General features: G+C 71.5%; 13 protein-coding genes. 5 read left to right on the plus strand and 8 right to left on the minus strand.

The genetic code is table 11. The features are described 5' to 3' along the window. The first annotated feature begins 13 nt into the window (after positions 1-13). The 3 genes from V9U70_RS24365 (at position 14) to pknB (ending at position 5050) form a co-directional block, all read left to right on the plus strand. The gene (locus tag V9U70_RS24365) at positions 14-1414 is read left to right on the plus strand and encodes an FtsW/RodA/SpoVE family cell cycle protein (RefSeq protein WP_336678545.1); all 1401 of its coding nucleotides are present in this window, start codon (positions 14-16) and stop codon (positions 1412-1414) included. Then, positions 1411-2868 (plus strand): peptidoglycan D,D-transpeptidase FtsI family protein, encoded by a 1458-nt coding sequence (locus tag V9U70_RS24370; RefSeq protein WP_336678547.1) that lies wholly within the window; start codon positions 1411-1413, stop codon positions 2866-2868. The genes V9U70_RS24365 and V9U70_RS24370 overlap by 4 nt, the downstream gene beginning before the upstream one ends. A 175-nt stretch (positions 2869-3043) precedes the next feature. Next, complete coding sequence (gene pknB, locus V9U70_RS24375) at positions 3044-5050, plus strand: Stk1 family PASTA domain-containing Ser/Thr kinase (protein WP_336678549.1); 2007 nt, start codon at positions 3044-3046, stop codon at positions 5048-5050. A 97-nt stretch (positions 5051-5147) separates the two neighbouring features. Here pknB and V9U70_RS24380 read toward each other — a convergent pair whose 3' ends face one another. From V9U70_RS24380 to V9U70_RS24400, 5 genes are all read right to left on the minus strand, one after another. Further along, on the minus strand, positions 5148-5876 hold the full coding sequence (locus V9U70_RS24380) for a class E sortase (protein WP_336678551.1): 729 nt from the start codon (positions 5874-5876) through the stop codon (positions 5148-5150). A gap of 25 nt (positions 5877-5901) precedes the next feature. After that, on the minus strand, positions 5902-7293 hold the full coding sequence (locus V9U70_RS24385) for a class E sortase (protein WP_336678552.1): 1392 nt from the start codon (positions 7291-7293) through the stop codon (positions 5902-5904). Further along, positions 7290-7928 (minus strand): aminodeoxychorismate/anthranilate synthase component II, encoded by a 639-nt coding sequence (locus V9U70_RS24390; RefSeq protein WP_336678554.1) that lies wholly within the window; start codon positions 7926-7928, stop codon positions 7290-7292. The genes V9U70_RS24385 and V9U70_RS24390 overlap by 4 nt, the downstream gene beginning before the upstream one ends. Next, positions 7925-8113 carry a hypothetical protein gene (locus V9U70_RS24395; protein ID WP_336678555.1) on the minus strand — a complete coding sequence of 63 codons (189 nt, stop codon included), beginning with the start codon at positions 8111-8113 and terminating at the stop codon, positions 7925-7927. Before V9U70_RS24395 ends, V9U70_RS24390 begins: the two co-directional genes overlap by 4 nt. Before the next feature lie 177 nt (positions 8114-8290). Beyond that, complete coding sequence (locus V9U70_RS24400; RefSeq protein ID WP_336678556.1) at positions 8291-9058, minus strand: DUF881 domain-containing protein; 768 nt, start codon at positions 9056-9058, stop codon at positions 8291-8293. A 141-nt stretch (positions 9059-9199) separates the two neighbouring features. Here V9U70_RS24400 and crgA point away from each other — a divergent pair, with 141 nt between their 5' ends. Then, the gene (gene crgA / locus V9U70_RS24405; protein ID WP_336678558.1) at positions 9200-9454 is read left to right on the plus strand and encodes a cell division protein CrgA; all 255 of its coding nucleotides are present in this window, start codon (positions 9200-9202) and stop codon (positions 9452-9454) included. Between the two features lie 542 nt (positions 9455-9996). On the opposite strand, the gene V9U70_RS24410 is transcribed toward crgA, so the two are convergent. Beyond that, positions 9997-10911 (minus strand): rhomboid family intramembrane serine protease, encoded by a 915-nt coding sequence (locus V9U70_RS24410; protein ID WP_336678560.1) that lies wholly within the window; start codon positions 10909-10911, stop codon positions 9997-9999. A 135-nt stretch (positions 10912-11046) separates the two neighbouring features. Next, positions 11047-11574 carry a peptidylprolyl isomerase gene (locus V9U70_RS24415; protein WP_336678562.1) on the minus strand — a complete coding sequence of 176 codons (528 nt, stop codon included), beginning with the start codon at positions 11572-11574 and terminating at the stop codon, positions 11047-11049. Between the two features lie 261 nt (positions 11575-11835). Between V9U70_RS24415 and V9U70_RS24420 the strand changes: the two genes are divergently transcribed. Next, on the plus strand, positions 11836-12555 hold the full coding sequence (locus V9U70_RS24420) for a DUF5324 family protein (protein WP_336678564.1): 720 nt from the start codon (positions 11836-11838) through the stop codon (positions 12553-12555). 169 nt (positions 12556-12724) lie between these two features. On the opposite strand, the gene V9U70_RS24425 is transcribed toward V9U70_RS24420, so the two are convergent. After that, on the minus strand, positions 12725-13495 hold the full coding sequence (locus V9U70_RS24425) for an ABC transporter permease (protein ID WP_336678566.1): 771 nt from the start codon (positions 13493-13495) through the stop codon (positions 12725-12727). Between the last annotated feature and the right edge of the window lie 2 nt (positions 13496-13497).

The raw sequence follows: 13497 nt of genomic DNA on the forward strand, positions 1-13497 counted from the left end.
GGCCTTCAGCACCATGAGCGTTGTCACCAACACCACCACCATCGGCGCGATCGACGCACCGAGCCGCCGCAACACCGAGCTGGCGCTCGTCGTCTTCGCCGTCGCCATCTCGGTGTTCGCCTACGCCAACGTGGGGCTCGCCCTCAACGGCGAACTGCCGTCGGGCATGCTCGGTTACGGGGCGGGACTCGCCCTGCTCGGCGGGGTCGCGCACCTCGTCGTCCGGCGCTACGCCCGTTACGCCGACCCGCTGATGCTGCCCCTGGCGACCCTGCTGAACGGGCTGGGCCTGGCCCTCATCTGGCGCCTCGACCAGTCGGAACGGCTGGCCCGGCTCCCCAGCTTCGCGCCCGCCGCCTCCAAGCAGCTCCTGTTCTCGGCGCTGGGCGTGGCCCTGTTCATCGGGGTCCTGCTCCTGCTCAAGGACCACCGCATCCTCCAGCGCTACACCTACATCTCCATGGTGGTGGCGCTCGTCCTGCTGATCCTGCCGATGTTCTTCCCGGCCCAGTTCGGCGCGAAGATCTGGATCACCATCCCCGGCATCGGGTCCATCCAGCCCGGAGAGTTCGCGAAGATCATCATCGCGATCTTCTTCTCCGGCTATCTGATGGTGAAGCGCGACGCCCTGGCCCTGGCCAGCCGCCGCTTCATGGGCATGTACCTGCCCCGCGGGCGCGACCTCGGCCCGATCCTCGCCATCTGGGCGGTGTCGATCCTGATCCTCGTCTTCGAGACCGACCTCGGCACCTCCCTCCTGTTCTTCGGGATGTTCGTCGTCATGCTCTACGTGGCGACCGAGCGCACCAGCTGGATCGTCTTCGGTCTGACGATGTCGGCCGTGGGCGCGGTCGGCGTGGCCTCCTTCGAGCCGCACGTGCAGGACCGCGTCACCGCCTGGCTCGACCCCTTCGGCGGCTGGGGCACCCACCAGGCCAGTGAGCAGATGGCCCAGGTGCTGATGTCCTTCGGCTCCGGCGGCACGCTCGGGACCGGACTCGGCCAGGGCCACTCCGACCTCATCCTGTTCGCCGCGAACACCGACTTCATCCTGGCCACCGTGGGCGAGGAGCTCGGGCTCGCCGGGGTCATGGCCTTCCTCCTCCTGTACGGGCTGATCGTCGAGCGCGGGGTGCGCACCGCTCTGGCCGCCCGCGACCCGTTCGGCAAGCTGCTCGCCGTCGGCCTCTCCGGCGCGTTCGCGATCCAGGTCTTCGTGGTCGCCGGCGGCGTCATGGGCCTCATCCCGCTCACCGGCATGACGATGCCGTTCCTCGCCGCCGGCGGTTCCTCCGTCATCGCCAACTGGGCCCTGATCGGCATCCTGATCCGCATCAGCGACACCGCGCGCCGCCCCGCCCCCGCCCCCGCCCCGTCCACGGACGCCGAGATGACGCAGGTGGTCCGGCCGTGAACAAGCCCCTGCGCCGCGTCGCGATCTTCTGCGGCATCTTGATGCTCTCCCTGCTGATCAGGGACAACTGGATTCAGTACGTCCGCGCCGACGAGCTCACCTCCCGCGACGAGAACCGCCGCCTGCGCATCGAGCGGTACGCCCACGAGCGGGGCGACATCATCGTGGACGGCAAGGCGGTCACCGGGTCCGTCGAGACCGACGGCAGCGACTTCAGGTACAAGCGGGTCTGGAAGAACGGGCCCCTGTGGGCCCCCGTGACCGGCTACTCCTCGCAGGCCTTCGACTCCTCGCAGCTGGAGAAGCTGGAGGACGGCATCCTCACCGGCAACGACGACCAGCTGTTCTTCGACCGCACCCTGTCGATGTTCACCGGGGACGAGAAGCGCGGCGGCAACGTCGTCACCACCCTCAACGGGGCCGCCCAGAAGGCCGCCTTCAAGGGGCTCGGCGAGAAGAAGGGCGCCGTCGTCGCCCTCGACCCGCAGAGCGGGGCCATCCTGGCGCTGGCGAGCACCCCCTCGTACGACCCCTCGGTCTTCGCGGGCAACTCCGACGAGGACTCCGAGGCGCGCCAGCGGCTCCTCAAGGACGAGGACAAGCCGATGCTCAACCGGGCACTGCGCGAGACCTATCCGCCCGGCTCCACCTTCAAGGTCGTCACCGCCGCGGCCGCCCTGGAGAACGGGCTCTACGACGACATCGACGCCAAGACGGACTCGCCGCTCCCCTGGACGCTGCCGAACACCGACGTCCAGCTGAAGAACGAGGGCGACCTCCCCTGCGAGAACGCGTCGCTGCGCGTGGCCCTGCGGGTGTCGTGCAACACCGTCTTCGGGAAGGTGAGCGACGACCTCGGCAACGAGAAGATGATCGAGCAGGCGGAGAAGTTCGGCTACAACGAGGAAGTCTTCACGCCCGTCCGCGCCGACGCGAGCGTCTACCCGGAGGACAACCGGCCGCAGAACGCGATGGCCGGCATCGGGCAGGCGTCGAACCGGGCGACCCCGCTCCAGATGGCCATGGTCGCCTCCGCCGTCGCCAACGACGGCAAGCTGATGCAGCCGTACATGGTCGCCGAGCGCCAGGCGCCCAACCTGGACCCCGTCTACACCCATGAGCCCGAGGAGATCGGCCGCGCGCTCTCCGGGGAGAACGCCCAGAAGGTCCAGCAGATGATGGAGACCGTCGTCAACGACGGCACGGGAACCAACGCCCGCATCCCCGGCGTCACAGTGGGCGGCAAGACCGGTACCGCCCAGCACGGCCTGAACAACAGCGAGAAGCCGTACGCCTGGTTCATCTCGTACGCGAAGACCGACAGCGGCTCCCCGGTCGCCGTCGCCGTCGTGGTCGAGGACGGCGACGCCAACCGGGACGACATCTCCGGTGGCGGGCTGGCCGCCCCGATCGCGCGCGACGTGATGAAGGCGGTCATCGACAGCAAGAAGTGAGACGCGCCACCGTCAGAGCGGCCATCCGCCGTCCGGCATCGGATACCGGTCGGATATCGGCTGACGGGTACGGGCTGATCACGTCACGCGTGCCCGGTAGCGTATGCGCGAACAGCGCACCGCCGCGGACCACACACGGGTGCGGTCGGGACTGACGGAGAGGGCTGGAACAGTTATGGAAGAGCCGCGTCGCCTCGGCGGCCGGTACGAGCTGGGCTCGGTGCTCGGCCGTGGTGGCATGGCCGAGGTATACCTCGCGCACGACACCCGGCTCGGCCGCACCGTAGCGGTGAAGACGCTCCGGGCCGACCTGGCCCGGGACCCGTCCTTCCAGGCCCGGTTCCGCCGTGAGGCCCAGTCGGCCGCCTCGCTCAACCACCCAGCGATCGTCGCCGTGTACGACACCGGCGAGGACTACGTCGACAGCGTGTCCATCCCGTACATCGTGATGGAGTACGTCGACGGGTCGACGCTGCGAGAGCTGCTGCACTCCGGCCGCAGGCTGCTTCCCGAGCGCACGCTGGAGATGACGGTCGGCATCCTCCAGGCCCTGGAGTACTCGCACCGCGCCCAGATCGTCCACCGCGACATCAAGCCCGCCAACGTCATGCTGACGCGCACCGGCCAGGTCAAGGTCATGGACTTCGGCATCGCCCGCGCCATGGGCGACTCCGGGATGACGATGACGCAGACCGCCGCGGTCATCGGCACCGCCCAGTACCTCTCACCGGAACAGGCCAAGGGCGAGCAGGTCGACGCCCGCTCCGACCTGTACTCCACCGGCTGCCTCCTGTACGAGCTGCTCGCGGTGCGGCCGCCGTTCGTCGGGGACTCACCGGTCGCGGTTGCCTACCAGCACGTGCGGGAGGAGCCGCAGCCGCCGAGCAACTTCGACCCCGAGATCACGCCGGAGATGGACGCGATCGTCCTCAAGGCGCTGACCAAGGACCCGGACTACCGCTACCAGTCCGCCGACGAGATGCGGGCCGACATCGAGGCCTGCCTCGACGGCCGTCCGGTCGCGGCCACCGCGGCGATGGGCGCGGCGGGGTACGGGGGTTACGACGGCTACCCCGGCGACCAGCCCACCTCCCCCCTGCGCGCGGCCGACCAGAACAACGCCCCGACCTCCATGCTGCCCCCGGTCAACCCGGACGACGGCGGCTACGGCTACGATGACCGCTCGGGCCGGCGGCGCCAGCAGAAGAAGAGCAACACCTCGACGATCCTGCTGGTCGTCGCGGGCGTCCTGGTGCTCGTGGGCGCGATCCTGATCGGCCGTACCTTCCTCTCCTCCACCGGCGACGACGGTCAGATCACGGCGCCCCAGCTGGTGGGCTCCACGGTCGACCAGGCACAGAGACTCGCGGACAACGCCGGCGTCACCCTGGCCGTCGACGGCGAGGAGCCCTGCGAGGAGCAGCAGAAGGGCGAGATCTGCACCCAGGACCCGGCGGCCGACGCGATGATGGACAAGGACGGCACCGTCCGGGTCGTCGTCTCCGCGGGCGCGCCGAAGATCGAGGTCCCCAACGTCCTGGAGAAGTCCGAGGAGGGCGCGCGTCAGGTCCTGGAGGAGAAGGGCTTCACGGTCAACGTCACCACGGCCGAGTCCGAGAAGGACGTGGGCTCAGTGATCAAGCAGGACCCCAAGGGGGGCGAGAAGGCCGAGGACGGGGCCAAGATCACCATCACGGTCGCCGAGCAGGAGACGGAGCCGATGCCCAACGTGCGCACCCGTTCGTACGAGGCGGCTCTGGACCAGCTCAGCCAGCTGGGTTTCACCAACGTCTCACGGACCGACGTCGACTCGGACAAGCCTGCCGGTGAGGTCGTCGGCCAGTCCCCGGAGGGCCCGAGTGAGCAGGCCCTGGACGTGCAGATCGTCCTGGAGGTCTCCAAGGGCCCGGCCCAGCCCGAGCAGGTCCAGGTCCCGACCGTCCAGGGGATGACGCTCGGCGAGGCCAAGGCGAAGATCCAGGAGGCAGGCCTGACGGTCGGCGCGATCCAGGGGCCGAAGGACGACGACGCGAAGGTGGCCGTCGCCCAGCCCCCGGCCGGGCAGCCGGTGGAGAAGGGCTCCGCGGTGAACCTCCTCACCACCCCGGGCGGCGGGGGCGGCGACCAGGGCGGCGGTGACCAGGGCGGCGGCCTCATCGCCGGCCTGACCGGCGGCCGGTAGCGCCGGCGGCCCCGCCCCGCCCGTACCGCGCGAAGGGCCCCGGACACCACGACGGTGTCCGGGGCCCTTCGCCGTACGGCGGCGTGGGAGAGGACTGTCAGCGCAGCTCCGCGGGCCTGGTGCGGTCCTGGTCGACCTTCTCCGTACGCTCCAGCTCGCCCCACACGATGTACCGGTACTTCGAGGTGTAGACCGGGGTGCACGTCGTGAGCGTGATGTAGCGCCCCGGCTCCTCGACGCCCGACTCCTCGGGGACCGGCTGGATGACGTCGACGTTGAACTTCGAGGTCTCCGGGAGCGTCTTGTAGACCTTGTAGACGTACCAGGTGTCCTTCGTCTCGAAGACGAGCGGGTCGCCGTTCCTCAGCTTGTGGATGTTGTGGAACTTGGCGCCGTGGCCGTCCCGGTGCGCGGCCAGGGTGAAGTTGCCCTCGTCGTCCCAGGGGAGGGCCGAGGCGACCGGGTCCGTGTAGTAGCCCGCGATGCCGTTGTTCAGGGTCTCGGGGTCGGTGCCCTTCTTGACGAGCACCTCGCCGTTCTCCATGGCGGGCACGTGCAGGAAGCCGATGCCGTCCTTGGTGTCCAGGGCCCCCGGGCCCCCCGCCCAGCGGCTGCGGACCGTGTCGCCCTGCTTGTCGGCCTCGCGGTCGGCGAGCACGTTCGTCCACCACAGGGAGTAGGCGACGAAGAGCGCGAGCACCAGGCCCGCGGTGATCAGCAGCTCGCCGAAGACGCTGACGGCCGTCGCGACGGGGTGGCGTCCGCTCCGGCGCGGCGGGGGCGGGGACACGGCGGTCCGCTCGTCGTGCTCGGTCCTCGCTGCCACCGCACCGCCCCTGTCCTGAGGATGTTCAGCCGACGAGCGCGTCGGGCTTGCCCTCGCTGCGCGGCCGCTCGTCGACCATCTTGCCCCAGACGATCAGCCGGTAGGTACTGGTGAACTCCGGGGTGCAGGTCGTCAGGGTGATGTAGCGTCCGGGCTCCGTGAACCCCGAGCCGGCCGGCACCGGGGCGATCACCGCGATGTTGGACGGCGGGGTCTGCGGGAGGATGCTGGCCATCTCGTAGGTGTAGTACGCGTCCTGCGTCTCGACCACGATCGGGTCCCCGGGGCTCAGCTTGTTGATGTAGCGGAACGGCTCGCCGTGGGTGTTGCGGTGACCGGCCACGGAGAAGTTGCCCTGCTCGTCGGAGGGCATGGCCGTCTTGAGGCTCCCCTCGCCGTAGTGGCCGATCATTCCCCGGTCGAGGACCTTCTCCTTGTCGATGCCCTCGGCGATCGGGGCGACGACGTCGAGCTTGGGGATGTGCATGATCGCGAACCCCTGGCCGGGCTCGAACGCTCCGGGGCTGCGCTCGCCGTCGGCCCACCCGTCCTGAATCCTGCTCGTCTCCCTGCCGGCGATCTGCTCGGCCCGGACGTTGGTCCACCAGAGCTGATAGGCGACGAACAGCAGCATCAGCACGCCGAGCGAGATGAACACCTCGCCGGCCACCCGGCTGGCGACCACCGCCGGGCTGTCCTTCGCCGCCCGCGCCGCGCGCCGCGCCTCCACCCGGGACATCGGGGCGGCGGGCGCGGCGGCGGCCGGTCCCGTACGGCGGCGGCCGCGCCCCTTGGCCGCCCTGCGCCGCTCGGCCCTGCCGCCGGGGGGCGGCGGCCCGGTGTGCCCGGGGGGCTCGGGCCGGGCCTTGCGGGCGTCCTCGTACGCCGGGCGTCCGGCGCCGGCCTCCCCGCCGACCGGGCGGAGGATCTCCGTACGGGGCTCGGCGGGGACGGGGGCGAGGACCTCTGTACGGGGGTCGTCCTGGAGGTCCGGGGGCGGGACGGGCTCAGACGGCTGCTGGGGCCCGTACCAGTCCCGGCGGTAGCCCTCGGGGGCATACCACTCGCTCGGGCCCTCCAGGGGCTGCTGGAGCCCCTGACCGCCCCGCTGCCGGCCGTCGCGCACCGGGCCCTGCCACGGCGCGGCGTCCGCGGGACCGGGGCCCGGACCGCCGTGAGCCTGCGCGGCGGGTCCGGGGAAGCCCGCGGGGCCGAGGAGACCGGGCGTGCCGGGGGGCGGGGCGTCCGGGACAGCCCCCGCGGGGGTCCACGGTGAGGCGTCCCGGCCCGGCAGCGGATCGTTCAGCGGGTCCGCGAGGCCGTCCACCGCCGCCAGGAACGCGCCGTCGGCCCCGTACGCCTGCCGCGCGTACGGGACGCCCTCTCCGGCGTCCTCCGGACGACGGCCTGCGGTCACGCGGCGGCCTTGCCCACCACCGGCGCGAGCCCCGCCGACCGCGCGACGGCCCCCTGGTCCCCGCACTGCTCCAGCCAGTTGGCGAGCATCAGGTGGCCGTGCTCCGTCAACACCGACTCGGGGTGGAACTGCACGCCCTCCACCGTCCGGTCGCGGTGGCGCAGGCCCATGATGATGCCGTCCGCCGTGCGGGCGGTGACCTCCAGCTCCGCGGGCAGCGCGCCGGGTTCGGCGGCGAGCGAGTGGTAGCGCGTCGCGGTGAAGGGGGACGGCAGCCCGGTGAAGACGCCCTGCCCCGTGTGCCCCACCGGCGAGGTCTTGCCGTGCAGCAGCTCGGGGGCCCGGTCGACGACACCGCCGTACGCCACCACCATCGACTGCATCCCCAGACAGACGCCGAAGACCGGAACGCCGGTGTCCGCGCAGTGGCGCACCATCTCGACGCAGACACCGGCCTGCTCGGGCGTGCCGGGGCCGGGCGAGAGCAGCACGCCGTCGAAGCCGTCCCCGGCGTGGGCGGGGGTCACCTCGTCGTTGCGCAGCACCTCGCACTCGGCGCCGAGCTGGTAGAGGTACTGGACGAGGTTGAAGACGAAGCTGTCGTAGTTGTCCACGACGAGAATGCGTGCGCTCACTGGCCGGCTCCTGCTCCACCGGCGTTGTCGCCGTCGACGGTCACATCACCGAACGGGAGCAGCGGCTCCGCCCACGGGAACACGTACTGGAACAGCGCGTAGACGACCGCCAGAAGCAGCACGAGCGCGATGACGCTCCGCACCCATGCGTTGCCCGGCAGATGACGCCAGATCCAGCCGTACATGCTGACCCCTCCATTCGGTACGCGTACCAGACTAGAGGGCCGGGGGCGGCCCGGGGGGTCAGCCGGGGAAAGCAGGCGGCCCGCCGTCGGCCGCCGGTGGCGTGGCCTCCGCGCGCGGCCGGGGGACCGGCCGGGGGCCGCCGCCCCGGGCGGCCTCCTCCGCAGGCCGGTCCGCTCTCACTCCACGGGCTGGGCGTAGTGGAGGTCCACCGCTCCCGAGTAGCCGGGAAGCGTCACCGCGTCGTCCTCCTGGACCTTCCAGCCCAGCCCGTACGCCTTCACGTACAGCTGGTAGTTCTGGATCGCGGTGGAGTCGTCGAGCGCCCGCCTGAGCTCGCCCGGGTCGCCGACCGCGGTGACCTTGTACGGCGGGGAGTAGACGCGGCCCTGGAGGATCAGGGTGTTGCCGACGCACCGGACCGCGCTGGTGGAGATCAGCCGCTGGTCCATCACCTGGATGCCGCGCGCCCCGCCCTGCCACAGGGCGTTGACCACGGCTTGGAGGTCCTGCTGGTGGATGACCAGGTCGTTGGGCTGGGGCTCGGGGTAGCCGGGGTTGGCGGTGGCGTCGGGCGGCGCGTCGTCGAGGGTCACGCTCACGGCCCCGCCGGTGATCTCCGTGGTGCCGGCCGACTTCTCCAGGGCCTTCAGCTGGGCGTCCTCGGCCTCGGTGGAGCCGTCGTCGCGCTGGGCGAGCGCCTCGATGTCGGCGCGCACGGCGGCGGTGGACTCGTTCAGCGCGGCGTTCTTCTCGCTGCGCTCCCTGATCAGGTCCGAGAGCTTGAGCAGGGAGGAGTCACTGCGCAGGTCGGTGCCCTTGGCGGCGTTGGCGCTGGTGACGAAGATCAGTCCGGCCAGGGCGAAAACCGCAGCGGTGAGCCCCCGGGCAGCCCACGCGGAGGTGTGCCGGGCCGGGCCTTCGGGAGGGTCGGCAGAATTGCTCAACGTACCCTTATCTCATCAGGCGCCAGGGAAGCACTACGCTAACGGACGCTCGGGGGAGGCAGCATCCCCCTGGCATTCCGCCCCGGCGCCCGCCACAGATACCCTGCGCGGTCACGCAGCGCATCGACAGGAGAGTCCCTCGTGCCGAAGTCACGTATCCGCAAGAAGGCCGACTTCACCCCGCCTTCGACGAGGCAGGCAACGGCCATCAGGCTGACCAACCGCAGTTGGGTCGCTCCGGTCATGCTGGCCCTGTTCCTTCTCGGGCTGGCCTGGATCGTGGTGTTCTACGTGACCGAGGGCGACCTTCCGGTCGACTCCCTCGGCAACTGGAACATCGTGGTCGGCTTCGGCTTCATCGCCGGCGGCTTCGCCGTGTCGACCCAGTGGAAGTAGTCCCACCGGCCCGGTCCTCGTAGTCCGTCGTCGGGCGCACGGCAGGCGGTCCGCGTCACCGCGGTCCGCTCCACAGGCGTGGGCTCTTCGGCTCGCTCGTCACCGTGGCAGTGGCGTCGGCTAGCGCGCTGATACCCGCTGGGCCCACCTCCGCGCAAGCCCTGCCCTGAGTTACCCACAGCGTTATCCACAGGCGGGGGAAAAGGTCAGACGATCTGTGGATAACCTGCCTCCAGGTTGACGCCGATATGACGGCGACCTCCCTTGCCGAGAGGGGCCGCACCCTGTTGTCCCGGCGGGAAAACCCCTGTTCAACGACGAGGGGCACGCATGTTCCCCTTGCCATGCACAAGATTCTGCGGACACTGTGGACAACTGGGCTCCGCCTGGGGGCAAGAGCCCCTCACGAAGAGCCCCTTCTCCCTCGGACGAGCCCCGCGGGCCCCGGTGGACGGGGATCTTCTCCGCGACCGGCCGGGAAGCGGCCGGCCGGGGAGCCGGGGCGGGAATCCGACCGGGAAGCCGACCGGGACGTACGGGCCTCAGGTGAGGGCCATCGTCCGCGCGACGATGATCCCGGCGGTCGCCAGCAGGACGAGCGCGCAGGTGCCGGCCTGCACGGCCGTACGGCGCTCGCGCGGGGCGTGGACCATGCCGACGGCGATGACGACGCCCGCGACCAGACCGCCGACGTGCGCCTCCCAGGCGATGCCGCCCCAGGTGAAGGTGAAGAGCAGGTTCAACGCGAGGAGCACGAGCACCGGGCGCATGTCGTAGTTCATCCGGCGCATCAGGACCGCGGTCGCGCCGAGCAGGCCGAAGATCGCCCCGGAGGCTCCGAGCGACCCCTGGTTGGGCGCGGCGATCAGATACGTCAGGGCGCTGCCCGCGAGGCCGGACAGCAGGTAGAGCGCGAGATAGCGGGCCCGGCCGAGCGCGGCCTCCAAGGGCCCGCCCAGCCACCACAGCCCCAGCATGTTGAACCCGATGTGCCACACCTCCTGGTGCAGGAACATCGACGTCACCAGGCGGTACCACTGCCCCTCTGCGACGCCTTCGACCGACCCCGGCGGCGGGACGGGGTCCCAGGCCCGGCCGAGCAGGATCAGGTCGCCGAGCACGGGGGACCCGGCGGAGGAGGCCGCGGCGACCGCGACGAAGACCGCCAGGTTGATGCCGAGCAGGATCTTGGTGACGAGCCGCGGATCGGCGGCCACCGAGCCGCCCGCGAGCGTGCGCGGCCGGCTCGCCGCCGGAGAGTGCCCGGTGCCCGAGCCCTGGCGTACGCAGTCGGGGCACTGGAAGCCGACCGACGCGCTGACCATGCACGCGGGGCAGATCGGCCGCCCGCAGCGCGTGCAGCTGATCCCGGTCTCCCGGTCCGGGTGCCGGTAGCAGGTCGGCGCCGGCCCCTCGCTCGCCGAACCACCGCGGTCTGCGGGCGGCTGCTGGTCCATCGGTCCTGGCCTGCCTCTCGGTCCTCGTGCGTGCAGTGGCGCGGACGCCACCGCCCCACTGGTCCGTCGTCAGTCAGTACGGTCGGGCGGGGCGCTTGGTTCCCGGCGCCGGACACCGGCGGCCCGCCGGAGACGTCAGCGGGTCTCGACGACCACCGACTCGATCACCACGTCCTGGAGGGGACGGTCGGTACGCGGGTTGGTCGCCGTGGCCGCGATGGCGTCGACGACCTTCCGGCCCGCGTCGTCGGCCACCTCGCCGAAAATGGTGTGCTTGCCGGTCAGCCAGGCGGTGGGCGACACGGTCAGGAAGAACTGCGAGCCGTTCGTGCCGGGACCCGCGTTGGCCATGGCCAGCAGATACGGCTGGGTGAACGCCAGCTCCGGGTGGAACTCGTCGGCGAACTCGTAGCCGGGGCCGCCGGTGCCGTTGCCCAGCGGGTCGCCGCCCTGGATCATGAAACCGCCGATGACCCGGTGGAAGACGGTGCCGTCGTAGAGCCGGTCCGTCGTCTTCTCGCCGGTCTCCGGGTTGACCCACTCGCGCTGCCCGGTCGCCAGCTCCACGAAGTTCCTGACGGTCTTGGGAGCGTGGTTCGGCAGGAGACGGATGTCGATGTCGCCCTGGCTGGTCTTCAAGGTGGCGTAAAGCTGCTCGGCCACGGTCTGCCTTCCGTAATTCTTCGCTGACGTCCGCCGATCCTCCCACGGCCCGGGAAACGCACGGCCGGATGACCGGGGAAACGGCGCGTTCAGCACCGAACCGTGGCATTGTCGGCGGCACACTGCGCATGACCGTTATGACCGCGAATGGCGATCGTGACCCGGATGCCCGTCCCGCATGCCGGTCACGGCCGTCACAGGCATGATTTCGAACTGGGCGGACAGGCGGAGTACCTACCCGCCACCAAGGAGGAGGATCTCGTGACCCGCATCGACAGCGTGCGCGCCGCAACCGACTCGGCGAAGGACAGCGCGCAGCACGCCGCGGACGTGGTGGCGCCCTATGCCGACACGGCCAAGGAACAGGCGGCCCTCTACGCGTACGAGGCCCGTGCACGGCTCGCGCCCAAGGTGACGAAAGCGGCCCAGCAGGCCCGTGTCCAGTACGCGTCCCATCTCGCACCGCGCCTCGAACAGGCCAGGACCCATGTGCCGCCGAAGATCGACGAAGCCGCACAGCGCGCGGCGGCCTCCACCAGGAAGGCCGCCCGGAGCGCGGCCCTCCACACGGCGCCGCACGTCGAGTACGCCCGCGCCATGGCCCAGCCGATGGCCGAGCAGGCCTCCGCCCGCAGTGCGGCGGCCCTCGCCGCACTGCGTACCCAGGTCACGGCCGAGGAGATCCAGAAGCTCGCCAGGAAGCACGAGCGGCGGGCGCGGCGCGGCCGCGCCGCCCGGGGACTCCTGGTCCTGGGCGCCCTGGCGGGCGGCGCCTACGCCGCCTGGCGGTGGTGGGACAAGCAGGCCAACCCGGACTGGCTGGTGGAGCCGCCCGCCCCCACGGAGGTGGGCGACGAGCGCTCCCCACTGGGCTCGGTCGACGCCGCCGAACGGGCGGGCCTCGACCCCGACGTCCAGGCCAAGCAGGACGAGGCGGAAGCGGGCGACGGGGGCCTCCCCGGCCCCGACGGCCGCTCCTGACGGGGCCGGGCCACCCCCTCCTGTACGCCTCCGGGGCGTCACGGGACCTTGCGGTCCCGCGACGCCCCGGAGCCACGTCTCCCCCCGCCCGGTGCGCACCCCGCCGCCCCCGCGGAGAACCGGCAGCGCCCGGCGCCACCTCCTTCCGGCGCCTGCGCGGCCCACGGCTTCAGGCGTCCCGGCCCCGCAGCACGAGGCAGCCCGCAGCCAGGGCCGCGGCCACCCACAGCACCATGACCGCCGACCCGCTCCACGGCCCGAGGGGGCCGGGCGCCGACTCCACCTGCATGATCAGCATGCCCGCCGCGTCGGGCAGATACGGAGCGACGTCCCGGGTCGCCGGGATCAGGGACAGCGTCGGCGAGATCAGGAAGAAGAACGGGAACAGCACCCCGACCGACAGCAGGGCAGTGCGCAGCGCCATGGCCGCGCCCACCGCGAACATCGCGAGGAGCGCCTGGTAGACGCAGGCGCCGAGCACCGCCCGCGCCACGCCGGGCTCACCGAGCGAGGTGCCGTAGGGCCCCAGCGCGGCCTGGCCGGCGAAGAAGGCCGCCCCCGCCGTCAGCAGCCCCGCCGCCAGCGCGGTGACGCCGACCGCCGTCGTCTTGGCGGCGAGGAACAGGGCGCGGTCCGGTACCGCCTGGAGGGAGGTGCGCACCATTCCGCTGGTGTACTCGCCGGTCACGGCGAGCGTCCCGAACAGGATCATCGCCAGCTGCCCCAGGGTCATCCCGGAGAAACTGACGAACACCGGGTCGTCGACCAGCGGCTCCCCGCCGTCCGGGGCGCTCGCGTAGCGGTTGAGCAGGGACAGCATCACCCCGACGCCCGTGGTGACCGTCAGGGCCGCGGCCAGGGTCCAGGCGGTGGAGCGCAGCGTCCGCAGTTTGATGAACTCGGCCCGCAGCGCGGCGGGGAAAGCAGCCGTCGTGGCCATGG

Origin of the sequence: Streptomyces pratensis, from assembly GCF_037137275.1 — a bacterium.
Lineage (GTDB): Bacteria > Actinomycetota > Actinomycetes > Streptomycetales > Streptomycetaceae > Streptomyces > Streptomyces pratensis_B.